At 65.7% G+C, this 20358-nt stretch carries 21 protein-coding genes; 10 read left to right on the forward strand and 11 right to left on the reverse strand.

Annotated elements, in window-relative coordinates:
- Nucleotides 1–8: 8 nt before the first annotated feature.
- Together PV768_RS00570 and PV768_RS00575 are read left to right on the forward strand one after the other, a co-directional pair.
- Nucleotides 9–623, forward strand: a complete 615-nt coding sequence (locus tag PV768_RS00570) for a carbonic anhydrase (RefSeq protein WP_321215736.1) — start codon at nucleotides 9–11, stop codon at nucleotides 621–623.
- 87 nt (nucleotides 624–710) lie between these two features.
- Nucleotides 711–2138, forward strand: a complete 1428-nt coding sequence (locus PV768_RS00575) for a class II fumarate hydratase (RefSeq protein ID WP_091418460.1) — start codon at nucleotides 711–713, stop codon at nucleotides 2136–2138.
- Between the two features lie 156 nt (nucleotides 2139–2294).
- On the opposite strand, the gene PV768_RS00580 is transcribed toward PV768_RS00575, so the two are convergent.
- Nucleotides 2295–2765 (reverse strand): NUDIX domain-containing protein, encoded by a 471-nt coding sequence (locus PV768_RS00580; RefSeq protein WP_321215735.1) that lies wholly within the window; start codon nucleotides 2763–2765, stop codon nucleotides 2295–2297.
- A gap of 72 nt (nucleotides 2766–2837) precedes the next feature.
- The gene (locus PV768_RS00585) at nucleotides 2838–3392 is read right to left on the reverse strand and encodes a prepilin peptidase (protein ID WP_421091956.1); all 555 of its coding nucleotides are present in this window, start codon (nucleotides 3390–3392) and stop codon (nucleotides 2838–2840) included.
- 59 nt (nucleotides 3393–3451) lie between these two features.
- Between PV768_RS00585 and PV768_RS00590 the strand changes: the two genes are divergently transcribed.
- Together PV768_RS00590 and PV768_RS00595 are read left to right on the forward strand one after the other, a co-directional pair.
- The gene (locus PV768_RS00590; protein WP_421091957.1) at nucleotides 3452–4246 is read left to right on the forward strand and encodes a hypothetical protein; all 795 of its coding nucleotides are present in this window, start codon (nucleotides 3452–3454) and stop codon (nucleotides 4244–4246) included.
- Between the two features lie 43 nt (nucleotides 4247–4289).
- Nucleotides 4290–4937: a GNAT family N-acetyltransferase gene (locus PV768_RS00595; RefSeq protein WP_421091958.1), complete on the forward strand. Its 648-nt coding sequence runs from the start codon at nucleotides 4290–4292 to the stop codon at nucleotides 4935–4937.
- A gap of 97 nt (nucleotides 4938–5034) precedes the next feature.
- Here the strand turns inward: PV768_RS00595 and PV768_RS00600 are convergent, their stop codons facing one another.
- Together PV768_RS00600 and PV768_RS00605 are read right to left on the reverse strand one after the other, a co-directional pair.
- Nucleotides 5035–6453 (reverse strand): PhoH family protein, encoded by a 1419-nt coding sequence (locus tag PV768_RS00600; RefSeq protein ID WP_321215728.1) that lies wholly within the window; start codon nucleotides 6451–6453, stop codon nucleotides 5035–5037.
- A gap of 239 nt (nucleotides 6454–6692) precedes the next feature.
- Nucleotides 6693–7454, reverse strand: coding sequence for an isoprenyl transferase (locus tag PV768_RS00605; protein ID WP_321216230.1), 762 nt, complete (start codon nucleotides 7452–7454; stop codon nucleotides 6693–6695).
- Between the two features lie 150 nt (nucleotides 7455–7604).
- On the opposite strand from PV768_RS00605, the gene trhA reads away from it, so the two are divergent.
- A complete protein-coding gene (trhA, locus tag PV768_RS00610) occupies nucleotides 7605–8348 on the forward strand; it encodes a PAQR family membrane homeostasis protein TrhA (RefSeq protein WP_421091959.1) in 744 nt (247 codons plus the stop codon).
- A gap of 58 nt (nucleotides 8349–8406) precedes the next feature.
- Here the strand turns inward: trhA and PV768_RS00615 are convergent, their stop codons facing one another.
- Together PV768_RS00615 and mca are read right to left on the reverse strand one after the other, a co-directional pair.
- Nucleotides 8407–8751, reverse strand: coding sequence for a hypothetical protein (locus PV768_RS00615; RefSeq protein ID WP_421091960.1), 345 nt, complete (start codon nucleotides 8749–8751; stop codon nucleotides 8407–8409).
- Between the two features lie 98 nt (nucleotides 8752–8849).
- Nucleotides 8850–9755: a mycothiol conjugate amidase Mca gene (gene mca, locus PV768_RS00620; protein ID WP_421091961.1), complete on the reverse strand. Its 906-nt coding sequence runs from the start codon at nucleotides 9753–9755 to the stop codon at nucleotides 8850–8852.
- A gap of 123 nt (nucleotides 9756–9878) precedes the next feature.
- Between mca and PV768_RS00625 the strand changes: the two genes are divergently transcribed.
- Both PV768_RS00625 and greA read left to right on the forward strand, forming a co-directional pair.
- A complete protein-coding gene (locus PV768_RS00625; RefSeq protein WP_321215726.1) occupies nucleotides 9879–10331 on the forward strand; it encodes a DUF4307 domain-containing protein in 453 nt (150 codons plus the stop codon).
- 192 nt (nucleotides 10332–10523) lie between these two features.
- Nucleotides 10524–11018, forward strand: a complete 495-nt coding sequence (gene greA / locus PV768_RS00630; RefSeq protein WP_321215725.1) for a transcription elongation factor GreA — start codon at nucleotides 10524–10526, stop codon at nucleotides 11016–11018.
- A gap of 70 nt (nucleotides 11019–11088) precedes the next feature.
- On the opposite strand, the gene PV768_RS00635 is transcribed toward greA, so the two are convergent.
- From PV768_RS00635 to PV768_RS00650, 4 genes are read right to left on the reverse strand one after another with little or no spacing between them, the layout of a single operon-like run.
- Nucleotides 11089–11709 carry a rhomboid family intramembrane serine protease gene (locus PV768_RS00635; RefSeq protein WP_157238733.1) on the reverse strand — a complete coding sequence of 207 codons (621 nt, stop codon included), beginning with the start codon at nucleotides 11707–11709 and terminating at the stop codon, nucleotides 11089–11091.
- An 8-nt stretch (nucleotides 11710–11717) separates the two neighbouring features.
- Nucleotides 11718–12956 (reverse strand): threonine ammonia-lyase, encoded by a 1239-nt coding sequence (gene ilvA, locus PV768_RS00640; protein WP_323056228.1) that lies wholly within the window; start codon nucleotides 12954–12956, stop codon nucleotides 11718–11720.
- A 3-nt stretch (nucleotides 12957–12959) separates the two neighbouring features.
- A complete protein-coding gene (locus tag PV768_RS00645) occupies nucleotides 12960–14294 on the reverse strand; it encodes an AI-2E family transporter (RefSeq protein WP_421091962.1) in 1335 nt (444 codons plus the stop codon).
- 39 nt (nucleotides 14295–14333) lie between these two features.
- On the reverse strand, nucleotides 14334–15293 hold the full coding sequence (locus tag PV768_RS00650; RefSeq protein ID WP_323056229.1) for an aldose 1-epimerase family protein: 960 nt from the start codon (nucleotides 15291–15293) through the stop codon (nucleotides 14334–14336).
- A gap of 101 nt (nucleotides 15294–15394) precedes the next feature.
- On the opposite strand from PV768_RS00650, the gene galT reads away from it, so the two are divergent.
- Nucleotides 15395–16549, forward strand: a complete 1155-nt coding sequence (gene galT / locus PV768_RS00655) for a galactose-1-phosphate uridylyltransferase (protein ID WP_421091963.1) — start codon at nucleotides 15395–15397, stop codon at nucleotides 16547–16549.
- Nucleotides 16546–17733, forward strand: a complete 1188-nt coding sequence (galK, locus tag PV768_RS00660; protein ID WP_421091964.1) for a galactokinase — start codon at nucleotides 16546–16548, stop codon at nucleotides 17731–17733. Before galT ends, galK begins: the two co-directional genes overlap by 4 nt.
- 94 nt (nucleotides 17734–17827) lie before the next feature.
- Here the strand turns inward: galK and PV768_RS00665 are convergent, their stop codons facing one another.
- Nucleotides 17828–18712 (reverse strand): Bax inhibitor-1/YccA family membrane protein, encoded by an 885-nt coding sequence (locus PV768_RS00665; RefSeq protein ID WP_421091965.1) that lies wholly within the window; start codon nucleotides 18710–18712, stop codon nucleotides 17828–17830.
- A gap of 360 nt (nucleotides 18713–19072) precedes the next feature.
- Here PV768_RS00665 and PV768_RS00670 point away from each other — a divergent pair, with 360 nt between their 5' ends.
- Entirely contained in the window at nucleotides 19073–20356 is a 1284-nt protein-coding gene (locus tag PV768_RS00670; RefSeq protein ID WP_321215719.1) for a branched-chain amino acid ABC transporter permease, read from the forward strand.
- Nucleotides 20357–20358 lie beyond the last annotated feature (2 nt).

A 20358-nucleotide genomic window follows, 5' to 3' on the forward strand; every position in this document is an offset into this window, starting at 1 on the left:
GTAGGCGCGTGGCTACCTATCTGACTCCTGCACTCGCCTGGCGCCGTCTGCGCGAAGGCAATGAACGATTCGTTAACGGTGAGACCTCGCACCCCAACCAGGATGCGTCACGGCGGTCGTCCCTCGTGGAGAACCAGCACCCCTTCGCCGTCATCTTCGGTTGCTCCGACTCGCGGCTCGCCGCAGAGATCATCTTCGATGTGGGTCTCGGCGACGTCTTCGTCGTCAGGACGGCAGGCCAGGTCATTGACGATGCCGTCCTGGGCTCGCTGGAATACAGCGTGGCAGTGCTGGGGGTGCCCTTGATCGTGATCCTGGGGCACGACAGCTGCGGGGCCGTCAGCGCCACGAAGTCCGCGGTGGAAACCGGAGAGATGCCGACAGGTTTCATCCGGGACCTGGTGGAACGGATTACGCCGTCGGTCCTCACCTCCCTGCGCAATGACGAAACCGAAGTCAATGACATGGTGGTGGAACACGTCAAGCAGACATCGCAGCGCCTCGTGGACAGCTCCCGTGTGATTTCCGACGCAATCGGCTCGGGCAAGACCGCGGTCATCGGCCTCTCGTACAGCCTGGCCGAAGGCCGCGCCAACCTGGTTTCCGGAATAGGCGAGCACTAGGAGCTTCCCAAAACTGCCGCGGCGGTGGGCCTGTAGCAAGCAGTTCACGGTTTTCGATGCGGCGCCCGTGCGTCCTAAGCTAGCCCCATGACTTCCACTGAAGAGTTCCGCATTGAACATGACACGATGGGCGAAGTCCGCGTCCCCGTGAACGCACTGTACCGCGCGCAGACGCAGCGGGCAGTGGAGAACTTCCCCATTTCCGGCAAGACCCTGGAACGTGCGCACATTGAAGCACTGGCCCGGGTCAAGAAGGCTGCCGCCCAGGCCAACGCTGAACTGGGTGTGCTCGACGGCGAGCTGGCCAAGGCGATCGCAGATGCAGCCGATGAGGTGGCCGCCGGCAAGTATGACGGCGACTTCCCCATCGACGTCTTCCAGACGGGCTCCGGCACGTCCTCGAACATGAACACCAACGAGGTCATCGCCGAGCTTGCCTCGCGCGCCCTCAAGGCCGCCGGCAGTGACAAGGTTGTCCACCCGAACGACCACGTCAACGCCTCACAGTCCTCCAACGACGTCTTCCCCACATCGGTCCATGTCGCCGCCACCTCGGCCCTGATCAACGACCTCATTCCGGCCCTCGGCTACCTTGCCGAGTCCCTGGAGCGGAAGGCTGTCGAGTTCAAGGACGTCGTCAAGTCCGGCCGCACCCACCTGATGGACGCCACCCCGGTGATGCTCGGCCAGGAGTTCGGCGGCTACGCCGCGCAGGTCCGCTACGGCATCGAGCGGATCAACGCCTCGCTCCCCCGCGTCGCTGAGGTTCCGCTCGGCGGCACGGCCGTGGGCACCGGCATCAACACCCCGGCGGGCTTCCCGGAGCGCGTCATCGAACTGCTTGCAACCGACACGGGGCTTCCCCTGACGGAGGCCCGCGACCACTTCGAGGCCCAGGCCAACCGCGACGGCCTGATCGAGGCGTCCAGCCAGCTGCGCAACATCGCGATCTCGTTCATGAAGATCAACAACGATCTCCGCTGGATGGGCTCGGGCCCCAACACGGGCCTTGGCGAAATCGCCATCCCGGACCTGCAGCCGGGTTCCTCGATCATGCCGGGCAAGGTCAACCCGGTCATCTGCGAGGCATCCATCATGGTGGCGGCACAGGTCATCGGCAACGACACCGCCATCGCCTGGTCCGGCACCAACGGCGCGTTCGAGCTTAACGTCGGCATCCCGGTCATGGCGTCCAACCTGCTGGAATCCATCCGCCTGCTCGCCAACACCAGCCGCGTCATGGCGGACAAGATGATTGACGGCATCACCGCGAACGTGGAGCGCGCCCGCTTCCTGGCCGAGGCCTCACCGTCCATCGTGACCCCGCTGAACAAGTACATCGGCTACGAGAACGCGGCCAAGATCGCCAAGACGGCCGTGGCTGAGGGCCTTACCGTGCGCCAGGCAACCGAGAAGCTGGGCTTCGTCGGGGACGGCGAGGGCAAGGTGTCCGAAGCCGATCTGGACAAGGCACTGGATGTCACCACCATGACGGCTCCGGCCCACAAGGCCTAGGTCCCCTTCCCCGCCAGGTCCGCCTGGCGGGGGCAAGCACGACGGCGGCCGCCCACCTTCCCAGCGAAGGCGGGCGGCCGTCGTCTTTAAGGTCAGCTGCGAGCGCCGGGATTTCCCGCGAAGGCGGGCGGCCGTCGCATGAACGCCCGGGAGGGCTCAGGGTTCGAAGTGGGCGGCTTCCGCCGGAGCCAGGGCACGGTGGATGCTGGTGAGGTGGCCGGCCATGAGTTCAGGCAGTTCATTAATGCCGAACCACCCGACGGCCAGGGATTCGTCGTCATTCACCCGGGCGGTTCCGGAAACGTAGCGGCAGAGGAACACCACATCCAGGAACTCGCACACGTCGCCGTTCGGGTAGGTAAAGGGACCAACGGCCCCGACGGAGACCACCCGCTCGGGTTCGGCCACCACTGCCGTTTCCTCGAAAATCTCCCGCACCAGGCCGCGGGCCGGCTGCTCCCCGGGCTCCAGCATCCCGCTGACCAGGGCCCATTGTTTGTTGTCCGCCCGCTGTGCGAGCAGGACGCGTCCCAGCGCGTCCACCACCACGCCGCGGACCCCGGGAACCCACAGGGGATCATTGCCGATTTTCTTACGGAGCTTCAGGACGTAGTCAGGCGCTGGCATCCCGCCAGCCTACCGAAGTCTCTGCCCCCTTTGCCCGCTGGAAGCCGTCCCCGGGCCCCTTGCTGCCGAGGGTCAGGCCGGAAGCAGCATGGCCGCAGCAGTTCCTGCGAGCATAAACGGCCCGAACGGGATGGAGGATTTCAATGTCCCCCTGCGCGCGGCCAGGAGCACGATGGACCACACGCCGCCCAGCAGGAAGGCCAGGAAGGTACCGGCAAACAGGTGGCCCCAGCCAAGGTAGCCGAGGTACATACCCAGGACTCCTGCGAGTTTCACATCGCCAAATCCCATTCCGGGTGGATAGGCCGCCCGGAGAATGAAGTAGAAGAGCCACAGGATGGCGGCTCCGGCCACTACCCGGAGCACCGGAAGGGCCAGGATGCCTGCGGGAGATCCGGGAGAACCCGGGGCCCCGGCGTCGCCGGTTCCGGGAAAGGCCGACGCCGCGAGGAGGAGCACACCGGCAACGGCGTAGGACGGGAAGACAATCCGGTTTGGCAGGAGGTGGTGGCGGACGTCAATCACGGTGAGCCGCACGGCCATCACCGCGAAGTAGGCGCAGGCAGCCAGCACCAGCCAGAAGGCCAGCGGGGTGTGCTGCCACAGTTCGGCCAGTCGTTGGATCACCCTCGGATGCTACTGGATTTCCGCTCCGTGGCAGTACTGGCCGCGCGTAAACTGTGGATATGGCGACGTGGGAATCCCGGCACCGGCCGGATCCGGACAGTGGTGCTGCCTCGACGGACCTCGCGGCCATGTTCCGGAACCTGTGCCGGTCCTCCCCTTGGAAGTGGCAGTCGCTGCGCTTTGAATACTGGGACGAGCCGTTCGCAGAGGCCCCCAGTCCTGCTGCTCCGCTTGTCCGCGCCTGGCTGCGCCGGCCCGGGGCACTCCGCCTCGAAAGCCCTGAGGGACTGGTCCTCCACAGCACCACGGGAATCAACGATTCAAAGGACGGCCTTTACACCAGCTCCACCCGGAGATCCTGGCTCCTCCCGCCCCATCTGGTGACGCCCGTCTACGACGACCTGGGGCTGGTGCGGCGCCGCCCGGAAGCAGCCTACGGCGAGCCGGGCTTCGGCAACGGACGCTTCTCCGCCGCCCTGGACCCGGTGGAGCTCGCAGGCAACGCCCCTGTGCCCCTCGAGTTTCCGGGCAGTAACGCCGTGGAACTCCACGACATCCACCGTAGGGAGCATGAGGGCCGGCCCGCGCTCGAGGCCGTCGTCTCCCCCACCGCCGCCTACCATCCCGTGGATCCTGCCGCTCCCCTGTGCCTCCCGGGCCGCAGCCGGATCCGGGTGGACCTGGGAACGGGTGTGTGTGTTTCCAGCCGCTCCCTTGAATCCGACACGGACCAGTACGGGCATTGGCTGCGGATCCTCGCCGTAGATGAGTACATGCTGGACGACCTGTTCCTGGCCGAGTCCATGAACCTTACGGACGTCCGGCGCCACATCAGCTGGGATGTCCCCGCCTGACTGTGACAGGCCGCAATGCGGGCTCATCGGCTAGGCTTCGCGGATGACGACGCTGAACACCGTGTGGCCGCTCTTCGATCTCACGCTGGCAACGCCCCGGCTGGAGCTGCGCCCCATCCGGGACCATGAGATTCCGGCGGCAGTTGCAGCGGCGCAGAGCGGGATTCATGCCCGCGACAGAAACCCGTTCAGCACTCCATGGACTGAGCTTCCGGCCGAAGAGCTTGGACCGAACATGGCCCGCTGGTACTGGCGCTGCCGCGCGGAGTGCACCCCCGAGTCGTGGACCCTCCTGCTGGGCATCTGGCACGGGGGTGAGTTCATCGGCTGCCAGGACGTCGGGGCCAAGGACTTCGCCACCCTCAAGACGGTCAGCACTGGATCGTGGCTCAAGCAGTCAGTGCAGGGCCGCGGATTTGGCAAGGAGATGCGTGCCGCCGTCGCCCTTTACGCGTTTGACTGGCTGGGCGCAGAAGTAGCGGAGTCCGAGGCCGCCAGCTGGAACGAAGCCTCCCTCGGCGTCTCCCGCTCCCTCGGCTACGAGCTCAACGGCATCACCAGAAAGGCCTGGGGCACGCAAGTCGAAACAGTCCAGCACGTCCGCCTCACCCCGGACTCCTTCAAGCGCCCCGACTGGACCCTCAAGGTGGAGGGCCACGAACCGGCAGCGAACTTCCTGAACATCAGCTAGTGCCGGGACTTGGTGCCCGGGTGCGCCTTCCGGCAGCGTGCGTCAAAGGCGACGGAGGAGCCAGCACGCAGGGGAAGGGGCACCCGGGCACCCCCGCTTAGCCTTCGAGGAGTTCGGTGACCAGGGCTGCGATCGGGGACCTTTCGGAGCGGGTCAGGGTGATGTGGCCGAAGAGCGGGTGTCCTTTCAGGGTTTCGACGACGGCGGCGATGCCGTCGTGGCGTCCGACGCGGAGGTTGTCGCGCTGGGCGACGTCGTGGGTCAGCACGACCTTTGAGTTCTGGCCCATGCGGCTCATGACGGTGAGCAGGACGTTCTTCTCGAGGGACTGGGCTTCGTCAACGATCACGAAGGCGTCGTGGAGGGAGCGTCCGCGGATGTGGGTGAGCGGCATGACCTCGAGCATGCCGCGGTCCATGACCTCCTCCACTACTTCCTGGCTGACCAGTGCGCCGAGGGTGTCGAAAACCGCCTGCGCCCAAGGGTTCATTTTTTCGGATTCGGAGCCGGGCAGGTAGCCCAGTTCCTGGCCGCCCACCGCGTAGAGGGGCCGGAACACGATGACCTTGCGGTGCTCGCGGCGTTCCAGCACTGCTTCCAGGCCGGCGCACAAAGCAAGGGCGGACTTGCCGGTGCCTGCCCTGCCGCCGATGGAGACGATGCCGACGGCGGGATCCATCAGCAGGTCGATGGCCAGCCGCTGCTCCGCGGACCGTCCGTGGAGCCCGAACACGTCGCGGTCGCCTTTGACGAGCCGGACCTGCTTGTCTGCCCCCACCCTGCCCAGGGCGGAGCCGCGGTTGGAGAGCAGCACGAGTCCGGTGTTGACCGGCATCTCCGCGGCGGCGGGGATGAAGACGGGCTCGTGGCCGTACAGCGTGGAGATCTCCTGTTCGCCGACTTCCACTTCGGCGATGCCGGTCCAGCCTGAATCCTTCACCAGCTCGTTGCGGTATTCGTCGGCGGTGAGGCCCATGGCGGAGGCCTTGACGCGCATCGGAAGGTCCTTGGACACAACGGTGACGTTGCGGCCCTCGTTGGCGAGGTTCTTCGCCACGGCCAGGATCCGGCTGTCGTTGTCGCCGCTGCGGAATCCCAGCGGAAGGACCTCGGAGGAGATGTGGTTGAGCTCCACCATCAGGGAGCCGCCGTCGTCGCCGATGGGAATGGGCTGGTTGAGTCCGCCGTGTTTGACCCGAAGGTCGTCGAGCAGCCGGAGCGCCTTCCGGGCGAAGTAGCCAAGCTCGGGGTCGTGCCGTTTCGCTTCCAGTTCCGTGATGACTACCACCGGGACGATCACCTCGTGTTCCGCAAAGCGGAGCAGCGCACGGGGGTCGGAGAGCAGGACGGAGGTGTCGATGACGAAGGTGTTAATGGCGGCTTCCCTTCCGGAGACAGCAAAACCGGCCGCGGCATCTTCTGCCGCACCGGTTTGTATGGTGGCTCGCATGGCGCGAGAGGTAGCTTTCTCTCCCTGGTCGGAAAGGACCTCGGGCAGTTGTTCAGAAGTAGCCACATCGACTCCAGCCCCGGGCACCAGCCCGGAATTGTTATTGGTGAGGCGGCTCGGCCACGAGGCCGGGTCCGGCCTCCCATACAACCGGTGCGATGTTTCGCTCCATGTACTGGCCTCCCCGATCAGCCGGCGGTTTTGCCTGCTGATGGATATAACGTAAATCCACGCCAACTAATTTCCGCAACCATTACGCGGCGATTCCTGTTGCGGGACTATGAATTCGTGATTAACCGGATGTGTCAGGAGCCGAAGCGGCGCTGCCGGCCCGCGTAGTCGCGCAGGGCCCGCAGGAAGTCCACCTTGCGGAATGCGGGCCACAGGGCCTCGCAGAAGTAGAACTCGCTGTAGGCGCTCTGCCACATCAGGAAGCCGGAGAGCCGCTGCTCCCCCGATGTGCGGATCACCAGGTCCGGGTCCGGCTGGCCGCGGGTGTACAGGAACCGGGAAATGTCGTCCACGCAGAGGTCGTCGGCCAGTTGGGAGATGTCCGCTCCCCTCGCCACGGCATCGTGGAGGAGTTCCCGCACCGCGTCGACGATCTCCCGCCGGCCGCCGTATCCCACGGCCACGTTGACATGGATCTTCTCCCTGACGGGAGTCCGCGCCGTCAGCTTGTTGAGCCGTTCTGCCAGGTAATCGGGCAGGAGCTCCGGGGCTCCCATCGCATGGACCGAGATGTTGGCGTCCTCGTCCAGGCGGTCCAGGGTGTTGGCGATGATGCCCATCAGCAGGTCCAGTTCCTCACTGGACCTGTTCATATTGTCGGTGGACAGCATGTACAGGGTGACCACTTTGACCCCGAGTTCCTGGCACCAGCCAAGGAACTCGTGGATCTTGTCTGCGCCCGCCTGGTGGCCCTGGCTGGTGGGGGCATTGAACTGCTTCGCCCACCGGCGGTTCCCGTCCACCATCACGCCGATGTGCCGGGGTATCCGGTCACGCGGAAGGTCCTTGAGCAGCCTGCGCTCGTAGAAGCCGTAGAGGAACCCGGGCAACTCCACGCGCTCACTCACCTGACTTCCTTGCTGTACGTACTTGCACATCCTAGGCTACCGTCCGGAGCGGCCAGGACCTGCAGACGTGCTCCGGAAGGCCGTTCCGCACATAGCTACTCATCAGTAACTTACTGCGGCGTAGGTTATTCTGGGAGCATGAACAGCGACACCCCGGACGCCCCGCGGACGCCGCAGCGCAAGGACAGCAGGGCGGAATCAGGCCACGAAACAAACGCTGTGGACGACGCCGCCGTCCGGCTGGCCGAACTCCTGATGATCAAGCCGAAATGGCGGGGCTGGATCCATACCGTTACGGCGCCGCTCGCACTGGCGGCAGGAATCGTGCTGGTGGTTCTTGCCCCCACGGCGGACCGCAAAATTACATCCGCCGTCTACGCGGCAACGGGCGTCCTGCTGTTCGGAGTCAGCGCGGTGTACCACCGGGGCAACTGGTCGCCAAGGGTTAAGATCGTCCTCAAGCGGCTGGACCATACGAACATCATGCTGGTGATTGCCGGCAGCTACACGCCCCTGGCCTGGACCCTGCTGGAGCGCCCCCAGGCGGTCCTCCTACTGTGGGTCATCTGGTCCGGGGCCATCCTCGGGGTGCTGTTCCGGCTTCTGTGGACGGATGCCCCGCGCTGGCTCTACGTACCCATCTACATAGCCCTGGGCTGCGGCGCCCTCGTTTACCTGCCGCAATTCTTCCAGGCCAGCATTCCATCGGCTGTCCTCATCTGCGTGGGCGGCATCCTGTACATCACCGGAGCCGTGTTCTATGCGCTGAAAAAACCGAACATCAGCTACCACCACTTCGGCTTCCACGAGCTGTTCCACGCCCTGACCGTGGTGGCCTTCGCGGCACACTTCACGGCCATAGCCATGGCGGTCCTCAGCTAGCGCGGCCGAACACCGCGGACGAATGGCTCCGCACTCCATGGGAAGCCGGTGCGGATGGTCAGTGCCGCTGGTCTCCCTGCACGGGCCCTGTCCCGCCGTCGGCCGTTCCCTGCACGGTGCCGGGCGCCTGCCCGCCGGACGCATCCTCGGCGGCGTCCGCCGCCTCCACGTCCGCCGCGGCTGCGGCAGCAATGCGGTCCTCTTCCACCTGTGCCCGGTACCGCACGCGCCGGATGCGCCGGACCATGTCCACGATCAGCAGTGCGGTGGCAACCACGAAGAACGCCGTCATGATGAAGCCCAGCAGGCCGGGCGTCACCTGGTCCTCGGAAATCCCCTCACGCAGCGTGGGCGTGGGCAGGGGCGTGGGGGTGGTGGCCAGGCTGAGGAGCAGGTGATGCACGGTTGTATACCTTCTGTGGTGCGGGTGGCAGAAGCCGTGGCGGGACGGCGAGGCGCCGGACCCTATCTTCTACGCGACATAGAAATTGCCGGCTGCTTCTATCTTAGCCCCGCGAACAGATCCCGCTCGGGGAGCTCCGAGGGAACCCTGGAGTGAATCAGGGAGTAGTCCTCCCACGGCCAGGCCCGGCGCTGCATCTCGGGCGAGACGGCGAAAAAGAACCCCAACGGGTCCACCTGGGTCCTGTGGGCCCGGAGCGCGTCGTCGCGTACTTCGAAGAAGTCCCCGCAGTCCACCTGGGTAGTGGTGGGGTGGGTGGCGGGAGGCGGGGTATGGCCCTCCGCGTCCGCTTCGAGCCACGCTGCCAGCCGCTCGGCGTACGGAGACTGGAGGCCTGCCTCCTCCAGGGCAAAATGCAGTGCCCGGAAACGCTCCGGACTGAATGCCCTGTCGTAGTAGAGCTTGCTGGGTTCCCAGGGCTCGCCGGCGTCCGGATAGCGCGAACCGTCACCGGCGGACTCGAAGGCTTCCACTGCCACCCGGTGGGCCATGATGTGGTCCGGATGGGGGTATCCGCCGTTTTCGTCGTAGCTGAGGATGACATGCGGCCTGAAGGACCGGACCAGCCGCACCAGGGGCGCAGCCGCTTGGTGCAGGGGCAGGGTGGCGAAGGATCCGGCGGGAAGCGGCGGAAGCGGGTCGCCCTCGGGCAGGCCCGAGTCCACGAAGCCCAGCCACCGCTGCCTGATGCCCAGGATGGCCGCTGCCCGTTCCATTTCCAGGCGCCTGGCGCCGGCCATGTCCCGCTTGGGGTGCGGCTCCCCCTCAACTGCCGGGTTCTGGATGTCTCCCCGGGACCCGTCGGTGCACGTGGCCACCAGGACGTCCACGCCGGACGCGGCGTATTTGGCCATCGTCGCAGCGCCCTTGCTGGACTCATCGTCCGGATGGGCGTGGACCGCGAGCAGCCGTAGCGGCGCCGGGGAGGTGCTGGACGCTGTCATCGAGGGACGGCTCCTTATTCTTTTCTGCGGCCTGTGGGCGCTTGACGGATCACTTGGGCGGGCGGACGCTGGCCCGGGCTGGGACCAACAAGCTTCCGCCGGAAAGGGCACTAAACTGGTCTGGTGACTTCCCCGGACCAGCCGGCCCAATCCGCGCCCGCAAACACTAGCCTAGCCAATCGCTATGGTGCTAAAAAGCGCAGGCTGCAGCCAGGAGCCAGGCGCGCCATCGGCGGTGCGGCGCTGGCCGCGGGAATCGGGTTCCTCGCCTGGGTTTCCACCTCCCAGTCGCTGTCCGACGTTTCGTTCAAGGACATTGGCTACAGCACCACGGACGCCACGCTTGCGGAAGTTGACTTCCAGGTGACGCGCGAGCCCGGAACCGCCGTCAAGTGCGCCGTTAAGGCACTGGACTCCAAGTTCGCGGTGGTGGGGTGGAAGGTCGTGGACATTCCGCCCGCACAGGCCGACGGAACAGCCGACGGCGGCCGCACAGTTGCGCAGAGGGTGCCCGTACGCACGGAGTCACTGTCCGTCTCCGGGGTGGTGGACAGCTGCTGGGCCGCTGACACATAAGTCCGGTGTTGCCTGGGGCCGGCGCCTGAAAAAGTGGCCGGAGCATGTGACGTGCGCCGCTTCGTTGTTGGGTTAACTCCAAGGGATTGACTACAATGAAGGCATACCTTTACCCCGCTGAGCTGGTTACTGTTCCACAAGTGGCCACCGTGGCGGGGTCTTTTGCATGTAGGACCACAAGAGGAGAAGTCCGTGTCTACCACCAACAGCGCAGCTGCAGCCTGGCTCACCCAGGAAGCTTTTGACCGCCTGAAGGCAGAGCTGGACCACCTTTCCGGCGCTGGCCGGGCAGAGATCGTCCAGAAGATTGAAGCAGCCCGGCAGGAGGGTGACCTCAAGGAGAACGGCGGCTACCACGCAGCCAAGGAGGAGCAGGGCAAGATCGAGGCCCGCATCCGCCAGCTGACCGCGCTGCTCCGTGACGCCCACGTCGGCGCGGCTCCCGCGGACGACGGGATCGTGGAGCCCGGCATGATCGTCGTTGCCAGGATCGCGGGCGACGAAGAGACTTTCCTGCTCGGTTCCCGCGAAATCGCCGGCGATTCCGATCTTGACGTGTTCAGCGAGAAGTCACCCCTGGGGGCAGCCATTCTTGGACACAAGGAAGGCGAAACCCTGAGCTACACGGCTCCCAACGGCAAGGACATCAAGGTGGAGATCCTCTCCGCCAAGCCTTACGCTGCATAGCCGTCCATATCCTGGAGACGCCGGCCGTCCCGAAAGGGGCGGCCGGCGTTTCCAGTTAAGCGTCAGGAACCTAGATCGCCGGACCCATGGCCTGGCTGCGGCGGCGAAGCAGGAGGGCGGCCACCACTCCCCCGGCCGCCCCGCCGAGGTGCGCCTGCCATGAGATGTAGCCTGCCACGATGGGCAGGACGCCCAGCAGTATGCTCCCGTACCCCATGAAGAGGACCACGGCCAGGAGGATCTGCCGCCAGCTGCGGTTGATGAATCCCCGGACCAGGAGAAAGGCAAACAGGCCGAACACCAGGCCTGACGCTCCCACTGTGATGCCGCCGTCGCCAATCAGCCACACGGTGAGGCCGGATCCCAGCCAGCTGAAGGCCAGGGCAGTCAGGAATACCCGGAGCCCCGAGAGGAACACCAGGAAGCCAAAGATGACCAGGGGCAGGCTGTTGGACAGGAGATGGTTCAGGTTGGCGTGCAGGAGCGGGAAAGTGAAGATGTCCAGCAGCCCGTCGGCGGTTCTGGGCCGGAGTCCGAACGTCGCGTTGAGCGAGCGCAGCATCACCATGTTGAACAGTTCGATGACGAAGAGGAACACCACGAAGCTGCCCAGCACGAGCAGCCCGCCCTTGGCCCGGGCGGCGACTGTCCGCCGCTGCCCGAGGCTCCCGTTTCCCGCCAGTCCGGCCATGGGGCGTCCTAGTGCACCACGATGGGCTGGAAGCCCTCGGCACGCAGGGCGCTGAGCACCTGTTCCCCGTGCTCGTGGCCCTTGGTTTCAAGGTTCACCGTGATGGACACGTCCCCCATGCTGATGGCGCCACCCACGCGGGTGTGGTCCAGGCCGGTGACGTTGGCATCGTTTTCGGCGATGATCCTGGCGATGGTGGCCAGCGAACCGGGGCGGTCATCGAGCATCATGCGGACCGTCATGTAGCGCCCAGCCGCGGAGAGGCCCCGCTGGATGACCTTGAGCATGAGCATGGGGTCGATGTTGCCGCCGGACAGGACCGCTACCGTGGTTCCCGGGTTCTCGATCTTGCCGTCCATCAGCGCTGCCACGCCAACTGCACCCGCGGGCTCCACCACCATCTTGGCGCGTTCCAGCAGGAAGATCAGTGCGCGGGCCAGCGAGTCTTCACTGACCGTCACCACGTCATCGACGAGCTCACGGATGATGCTGAAGGGGAGCTGCCCGGGCCGGCCGACGGCGATGCCGTCAGCCATGGTGGAGACCTTCTTCAGGGGCACCAGGGCATCCGCGGCGAGGGAGGGAGGATAGGCGGCGGCGTTTTCGGCCTGGACCCCGATGATGCGGATGTTCCGCCCGAGTTCCTTGGCCCTGGCCTTGACAGCGACGGCGACCCCGGCCAGGAGCCCTCCGCCGCCGACGCCCATGAGGATGGTGTCCACGTTGGGAACCTGCTCGAGGATTTCCAGGCCCAGCGTGCCCTGGCCCGCCACCACGTCCACGTTGTCGAAGGGGTGGACAAAAACGGTTCCCGTCTCGTTGCTGTAGCGCTGGGCCTCGGCGAGCGCCTCGTCAACGTTGTGGCCGTGGAGGATCACCTCGGCGCCGTGGCTGCGGGTGGCCGCCAGCTTAGGCAGCGCCACGCCCAGCGGCATGTAGATGCGGGCTTTGATTCCCAGGCTCTTGGCGGCAACGGCCACGCCTTGGGCATGGTTGCCGGCAGAAGCAGCCACCACTCCGCGCTTCTTTTCCTCGGGGGAAAGCCGCGCCATGCGCACGTACGCGCCGCGGACCTTGAACGATCCGGCCCGCTGGAGGTTTTCGCACTTGAAGAAGACATCCCCGCCCACCATGGTTCCAAGGGCGCGGGATGATTCCACCGGCGTCCGCGCAATAATCCCGTCGAGCAGCTTCTGCGCCTCCAGGACATCGTCCAGCGTGACGGGAAGGGTTTCGAGGATGTTCACGGACTATTCTCCTTTGGGTTCGGCCCCGGCGCCCCGTTCCGCAGCGGGAGGGGCATCAGGTTGTTCTGCTTTCGTGCCGGCGGCGGCGCCCTTGCCGCGGCTGAGTACTGCCGGCGGCTGGACGTCCCGGATGGTGTTGTCCACTCCGGCGCCCGCCGTCAAAGGCTCTCCGGTGAATGCCGGCACTTGTTCATGTTCCCACGTTCTGGCGGCGATGTAGCGAATGGCAGTGTTTGCGACGGCGAGGATGGGCACCGAAAAGAGGGCGCCCGGAATGCCGGCAAGGTAGGATCCCGCTGCCACCGAGAGGATCACTGCCACCGGGTGCAGTGCCACGGCCTTGCCCATGACGAGCGGCTGGAGGATGTGGCTTTCCAACTGCTGGACGAGCAGGACGATGCCGAGCATGATCAGGGCGTTGATGGGGCCGTTGGCCACCAGTGCCAGCAGGACCGCGATGGCGCCGGTCACGAGGGCGCCGACGATCGGGATGAACGAACCGATGAAAACGAGCACGCTCAAGGGAAGCGCCAGGGGGACGCCGATAATGGCGGCGCCCACTCCGATCCCTACCGCGTCAACGAAGGCCACAAACATCTGGATGCGGGCGTAGCTGACCATTGACGCCCAACCCTTGCGCCCGGCACCGAACGTTGCCGCCCTGGCCTTCCTGGGGAGCAAACGGACCAGGAACGCCCAGATCCGGTCCCCCTCCAGGAGGAAGAAAATCAGGATGAACAGCGCCAGGATGAGACCGGCAGCAAAGTGCCCCGCCGTGCTGCCGAAGGACAGGGCCCCGCTGACAATGCTGCTGGTGTTGTTTTGCAGGGCGGTGGTGGCTTCCCTCAGGTACTGGTCCATCTGGTCTGCCGTGACATGGAGCGGCCCGTCAGCCAGCCAGTCCTGGATCTGCTTGACCCCGGCGAGCGCCTCGGACCAGAGCTCCCCGAAACCGGCGACCAGCTGCCTGCCCACCAGCGCCAGGGATCCTGCGATCAGGCCGATGAAGCCCAGCACGGTGACGGCCACAGCCAGCCCGGACGGCAGCCTGTTTTTCTTGAGCCATCGCACCACCGGGCTCAGGAGCCCGGCGAGCAAGGCAGCCACCATGACCGGAATGATAAGGAAGCTGATCCTGCTCAGCAGCCAGACCAGCGCACCTCCCACCAGGAGGATCAGTCCCAGGCGCCAGGCCCAGGACGCCGCGATCCGCACGCCGTAGGGTATGTCGCGGTCCAGTTCACGGTCCGCAAGGACCCGCAGGGGCTGGTTCAATGCAGACAGTTGCTGGCTTGGGGAAGGGCTGGGGGAGGTAACGGCATCCTCTGCTGGCGTCATAGCATAATACTTCCCCAGCCGGGGCTTATTCGGAAACCGCTACCCTTCGCTGCCCGGAGTGTAGTCAATCCCCCATTCGATGGTGAAGGACTCACCCGGGTTCAGCCAGCGCAGGCCGTCCCCGGAGTTGAAGGCGTTGGCCGGCCCGGTCATGGGTTCAACGGCCACCGCGCGGCTGCGTCCGGGATACTCGGTGCTGACGAAGACGTGGACGTATTGGCAGGCTTCGTCCTGCCAGAGGCTCACGTTCCTGCCGTCCTTCCCCGCGAGCGTGTGGCGGGCTTTCCCTGCTTCGAAGTGCAGGCCTGTCAGCGCGACGTCCACGGCGAGGGCCGCGATGTTCTGCCCGGCCCGGAAATCGGTCTCGCCCTGGACGGCTGCCGTGCTGCGCGGGATGAGGCGCTCGTCAGCCACCAGGCGCGTGTCGGCAGCAACGGTCAGCACCAGGTCCTCGACGGGCGTGTCACCCAGCCGCAGGTAAGGGTGGGCGCCCAGGACGAAGGGTGCCGGCTCCTTGGCATCGTTGAGCAGGGTCTGGCGGACCACCAGCCCCAGGTCATCCCCGAGCTGGTACTGCACGCGGTGCCGCGCCAGGAAGGGGTACCCGTGCTGCGGAAAGATGGTGGCCTCCAAGGTAACCGAGTGCTCTGACTCGTCCACTAGGGCATAGGCGGAATTGCGGAGCAGCCCGTGGCTGGCGTTGTTCCTGGCCACCTCGGTGATGTCCAGCTGCTGCTTTTTCCCGTTCAGGAACCACTTGCCGTCCTCCACGCGGTTGGCCCACGGCGCCAACGTAATGCCGGCAGCGCCGGGTGCGATCTGGTCGTCACGGTAGGTTTCCGTCAGGAGCGTTCCTCCCCTGCTGAAAGACCGCAGGCCGGCGGCAAGTTCGGTGACCACGGCCAGGGCATCGCCGCGGCGGAGCTCATACTGCCTGCCGGTGGCATAGCTCCGCAGGCCAGGCTCGCTGTTGGATTCATGGGGATAACTGGAAGTCATGGGCAACACCGTACCCCGGCCGGACACGTGCCCGCAGCAGGCTCGATGTTATATTTTGTTGTTAACTATTCTTTTTTGATCGAACGTGTCACACTTTTTTCATGACAGCTATCACGAGCACCACGCTCTCCGACGGCAGGGAGCTCATCTATTTCGATGACGCCGGAACTCCCAAGCCGCGAGCCGCCGAATTCACCACCGACCACCGGGGACTTCCCCCGAGGGGGGAACCGGGCGAGGTCCGCTACGACGCACTGACGGATGAGTGGGTTGCCGTCGCCGCGCACCGGCAGACCCGAACGCACCTCCCGCCGGCGGACCAGTGCCCGATCTGCCCCACCACCCCCAGCAACCCCTCTGAAATCCCCGCTTCGGACTACGACGTGGTGGTGTTTGAAAACCGCTTCCCCTCACTTGGCCCCGCGCTGGGCCCGATACCGGGCGAGGCATCGTGGGGTACCAAGGGTCCCGCGTACGGACGCTGCGAGGTAGTGGCGTTCACCCCCGCCCACACCGGATCATTCAGCGAACTGGGCGAAGAGCGGTCCCGTACCGTCATCGAGGCCTGGGCGCAGCGAACGCAGGCCCTGAGCGAGCTGCCCGGAATCAAGCAGGTCTTCCCCTTCGAAAACCGTGGGGCGGACATTGGAGTAACGCTCCACCACCCCCACGGACAAATCTACGCCTACCCTTACATCACCCCCCGCGCGGGCGTCCTCGGCGCCGCAGCACGAAGGTTCTACGATACCCAGGGCGGTGGCGACACCCTCACCGGCTCACTGCTGCGTTCCGAGCGGGAGGACGGAAGCAGGATGGTCCTGGAAGGGGAGAACTTCAGCGCGTACGTTCCCTTTGCCGCCCGCTGGCCGCTCGAAATCCACCTGGTGCCCCACCGCCATGTCCCGGACCTCGCGGCGCTGAGCGGCGAGGAGAAGGACGAACTCGCGTGCGTCTACCTCGATCTGCTCCGGCGGGTGGACGGCCTCTACCCCACGCCAACCCCGTACATTTCGGCCTGGCACCAGGCTCCCCTGGATCCGGTCCTGCGGCCCGCCGGCTACCTCCACCTCCAGCTGACCTCCCCGCGGAGGGCGGCCGATAAGCTGAAGTACCTGGCAGGATCGGAGGCTGCCATGGGCGCCTTCATCAATGACACCACCCCGGAAAGTGTCGCGGAGCGGCTGCGCGCGGTGACCCTTCCGCTTTCCACCACCCCCGCCGCCGCAGCGGCCGCACCTGAAGGAGCGCACGCGTGAACCTCGCACCGGATCCCCTGGCCACGGGCGCGCCTGCCGGGACCCAGGACCTTGCAGCACGGTTTTCGCGGGAATTCGGCGGCGCTCCGGACGGAATCTGGCAAGCGCCGGGCCGCGTAAACCTAATCGGCGAGCACACGGACTACAACGAGGGTTTCGTCCTGCCCTTCGCCATCGACCGCACCGCCCGGGTGGCCGTCAGGGTCCGTCCCGATTCCTCCGTGCGCCTGCTCTCCACCTACGGCGACCAAGGCATGGTAAGCACCACGCTGGATTCCCTGGAGCCGGGCTCCGCCAAAGGATGGACCAAATACCCGCTCGGCGTGATGTGGGCCCTGCAACAGCGAGGCATCGCTGTCCCGGGCGTTGACCTGCTGCTGGACTCGGATGTCCCCCTCGGAGCCGGACTGTCCTCCTCCCACGCGATTGAATGTGCGGTCATCTCGGCACTGAACGATCTGACCGGGGCCGGGCTCGAAGCCCGCGAAATGGTGCTGGCCACACAGCGTGCCGAGAATGAGTTCGTCGGCGCTCCCACAGGGATCATGGACCAGTCCGCCTCGCTCCGCGGTTCGGAAGGCCACGCGGTCTTCCTCGACTGCCGCGACCAGAACGTGCGCCTGGTTCCCTTCGAGACAGGGCCGGCGGACCTGGTGATGCTCGTGATCGACACCAAGGTCTCGCACTCGCATGCCGACGGCGGCTACGCCTCCCGGCGGGCATCCTGCGAACTCGGCGCGGAGGTGCTGGGGGTCAAGGCGCTCCGTGACGTGCAGGTGGGCGATCTGGAGGAAGCCGGCGACCTCCTGGATGACGTCACGTTCCGGCGCGTCCGCCACGTGGTCACGGAAAACGATCGCGTACTCCAGACTGTGGAGCTCCTGGCAAGCCAAGGGCCAGCGGCCATTGGTCCCCTGCTGGATGCCAGCCACACGTCCATGCGGGACGACTTCGAGATCTCCTGCCCCGAGCTGGACCTGGCAGTGGACGCTTCCCGCGCCGGCGGCGCCATCGGTGCACGGATGACCGGGGGCGGATTCGGCGGGGCGGCCATAGCGCTCACCCCGGTGGCCCTGGAGCAAAAGGTGCGTGACGCCGTCGCCACTGCTTTCGCGGATGCCGGCTTCAAGGCGCCGGACATCTTCGCGGTCTCGCCCGCGGCGGGAGCCCGGCGGATCGCCTAGCGCCGGCCCCAGTGCGGTTAACTGCTGAGGGCCCCACCATACGGTGGGGCCCTCAGCTATTGGGAAGGTCCGACGTCGGTTGCCGCCTTGTGCGCTACTCTTCCCCGCGCAGGATGGACAGCAGGCGGATGATCTCCACGTAGAGCCATACCAGCGTGACCGTCAGGCCGAATGCGGCCGTCCAGGAGAAGCGCTGGGGAGCGCCATTGCGGACGCCCTCCTCGATGCTGGTGAAGTCCATGACCAGGGAGAATGCCGCGAGGCCGATGGCCAGGATGCCGATGGCGACGCCGATGATGCCGCTGCGCAGCCCGAAGGGTTCCGATGTCAGGCCGGTCATCATCATGACGAGGTTCACGACGGAGAAGAGGGCGTAGCCAACCAAAGCGATCATGAAGAACTTCATGGCCTTCGGGGTGGCGCGCACCTTGCCGCTCTTGAACAGGAGCAGCGTCACCGTGAACACGGACAGCGTGCCGAGCACAGCCTGAAGCCCCACTCCCGGGTACATGGTGTCCAGGACCCGGGTGAGGCCGCCGAGGAAGAGGCCTTCAAGGCCTGCGTAGGCAAGAATCAGTGCCGGCGACGGCTGCTTCTTGAAAGTGTTGACCAGGGCAAGCACGAAGCCGCCCAGCGCGCCAACGATCATCAGGAGCGAAGCCAGGCCCATGCTGACGAACATTGTCACCGCGGCACCGGCGAGCAGCACTCCGAGGCAGGCGGCGGTCTTGACGATGACGTCGTCGAAGGTCATCCTGCCGGTGTCCGCCGGGCCCGCAGCGGGCTGGCTGTACATCTGCTGCAGCTGCTCAGTGGTCATGTTCTGTGGCTGGCCATATGCCTGCTGGCCGTAGGGTGCCTGCCCGGACGGCTGCTGGCCATAGGGCGCGTGTCCGTAGGGAGCCTGCGGGACAGGCGGTGCCTGGGTGGCTCCACGGAAGCTTTTTCCGTTGAAGATCGGGTTGCCGCCAAGTGCCATTGCTGGATTCCTCCATAGGGATGTGTTGAAACCTTAAGGTTTACGGTACCAATTCTCACGTAATTGCACCCGTGAAAGTTCCCCGCCCCCGTCAGGACGGCGGAGTTGTTATCCGATCGCTACCATCGGCGCCTGAACCTCGGCATTTCCCGCAACATCCGCGCTGTACCATAAGCCAAGCAGGGTGACGGAACTCACACACGTGCGGTGCCGCGCCAGATTGGCACCATCCCCTCCCTGCATCCGTTCGCAACGGCTGCAAAGGCGCAGCCGAGACCGCCCCCCAAGTGGAGGTTTTTCAATTTGAGAAGTACACCCCAAGGCCGGCCGGCCGGAGGACGCCGTGGGTTGCTGAGGTTAATGGGAGCCGTAAGCGCCTCCATCCTGGCAATCCTTCTCGTGGCAGCACCGGCATCGCAGGCCACTTCCCCGGCTCCGACACCATCCCCGTCGAACCAGACATTCCAAAACAACATCAGTGGATTTCTCCGCGATGACACCCGCGCACCCCTGGCGGATGTGACCATCACGGCCAAGAAGGACGGCTTCACCGGTACGGCCAAATCGTCCGCGAACGGATCCTGGAACATCGGCGTCCCCGATCAGGGCACGTACACGGTGGAACTGGACGAATCGACCCTTCCCGAGGGCATCAAGCTGGCTGATGGCCAGGAGAATCCGCGCCAGGTGACCTTCAGCCAGACCTCAAACCTGTCTGTGATCTTCGCCTTCGGCAAGGGCATCGTGGTGCAGCAGCAGGACTTCGGCCAAAACCTGCTCAACCGCCTCGTGGCCGGCCTGAGCTTCGGCCTTCTCCTTGCCCTCGCCTCAGTTGGCCTGTCCCTGATTTTCGGCACCACCGGGCTCACCAACTTCGCCCACGGCGAGATGGTCACCCTTGGAGCGGTGCTGGTGTTTGCCTTCAACGCCATCGGTCTTCCCTTCTGGCTGGCCCTGATCCTGTCCCTGTTGGGCGGCGGCCTGTTCGGATATGCCCAGGACCGGGGCCTGTGGCGGCCGCTGCGCCGGCGCGGCACCGGCCTGGTGCCCATGATGATCGTCAGCATCGGACTTGCACTTGCCGTCCGGTATGTCATCCAGTTCTACTTCGGCGGTGCCACCCAGCAGCTGCCGTTCGCACAGAGCCCCGAAATCCAGCTGGGCCCGGTTTCCATCTCGCCCAACAACCTCTGGTCCCTCGGGATCAGCGCCGTGGTGATCGCCCTGATCGGCATCGTGCTGCTGAAGACCAGGCTGGGCAAGGCAACCCGTGCGGTAGCCGACAACCCGGCCCTTGCGGCCGCCTCGGGCATCGACGTCGACTCCGTCATCCGGATCGTCTGGATCACCGGCGGCATGCTGGCCTCCCTGGGTGGCATCCTCTGGGCCTACTACCGTCCCGGCGTCACCTTCGACATGGGCTCGGCCATCCTCCTGCTGATCTTCGCCGGCGTCACCCTGGGCGGCCTCGGCACGGTCTTCGGCGCCCTGATCGGTTCCGTCATCGTGGGCATCTTCGTGGAGCTGACCACCGTGTTCGGCCTTGCCGCGGACCTTAAGTACGTGGGTGCCCTGTTCATCATGATCGTTGTCCTATTGTTCCGGCCGCAGGGAATCCTGGGCCGGCGCGAGCGCGTGGGTTAGGA

Origin of the sequence: Pseudarthrobacter sp. CC4, from assembly GCF_048957775.1 — a bacterium.
GTDB lineage: Bacteria > Actinomycetota > Actinomycetes > Actinomycetales > Micrococcaceae > Arthrobacter.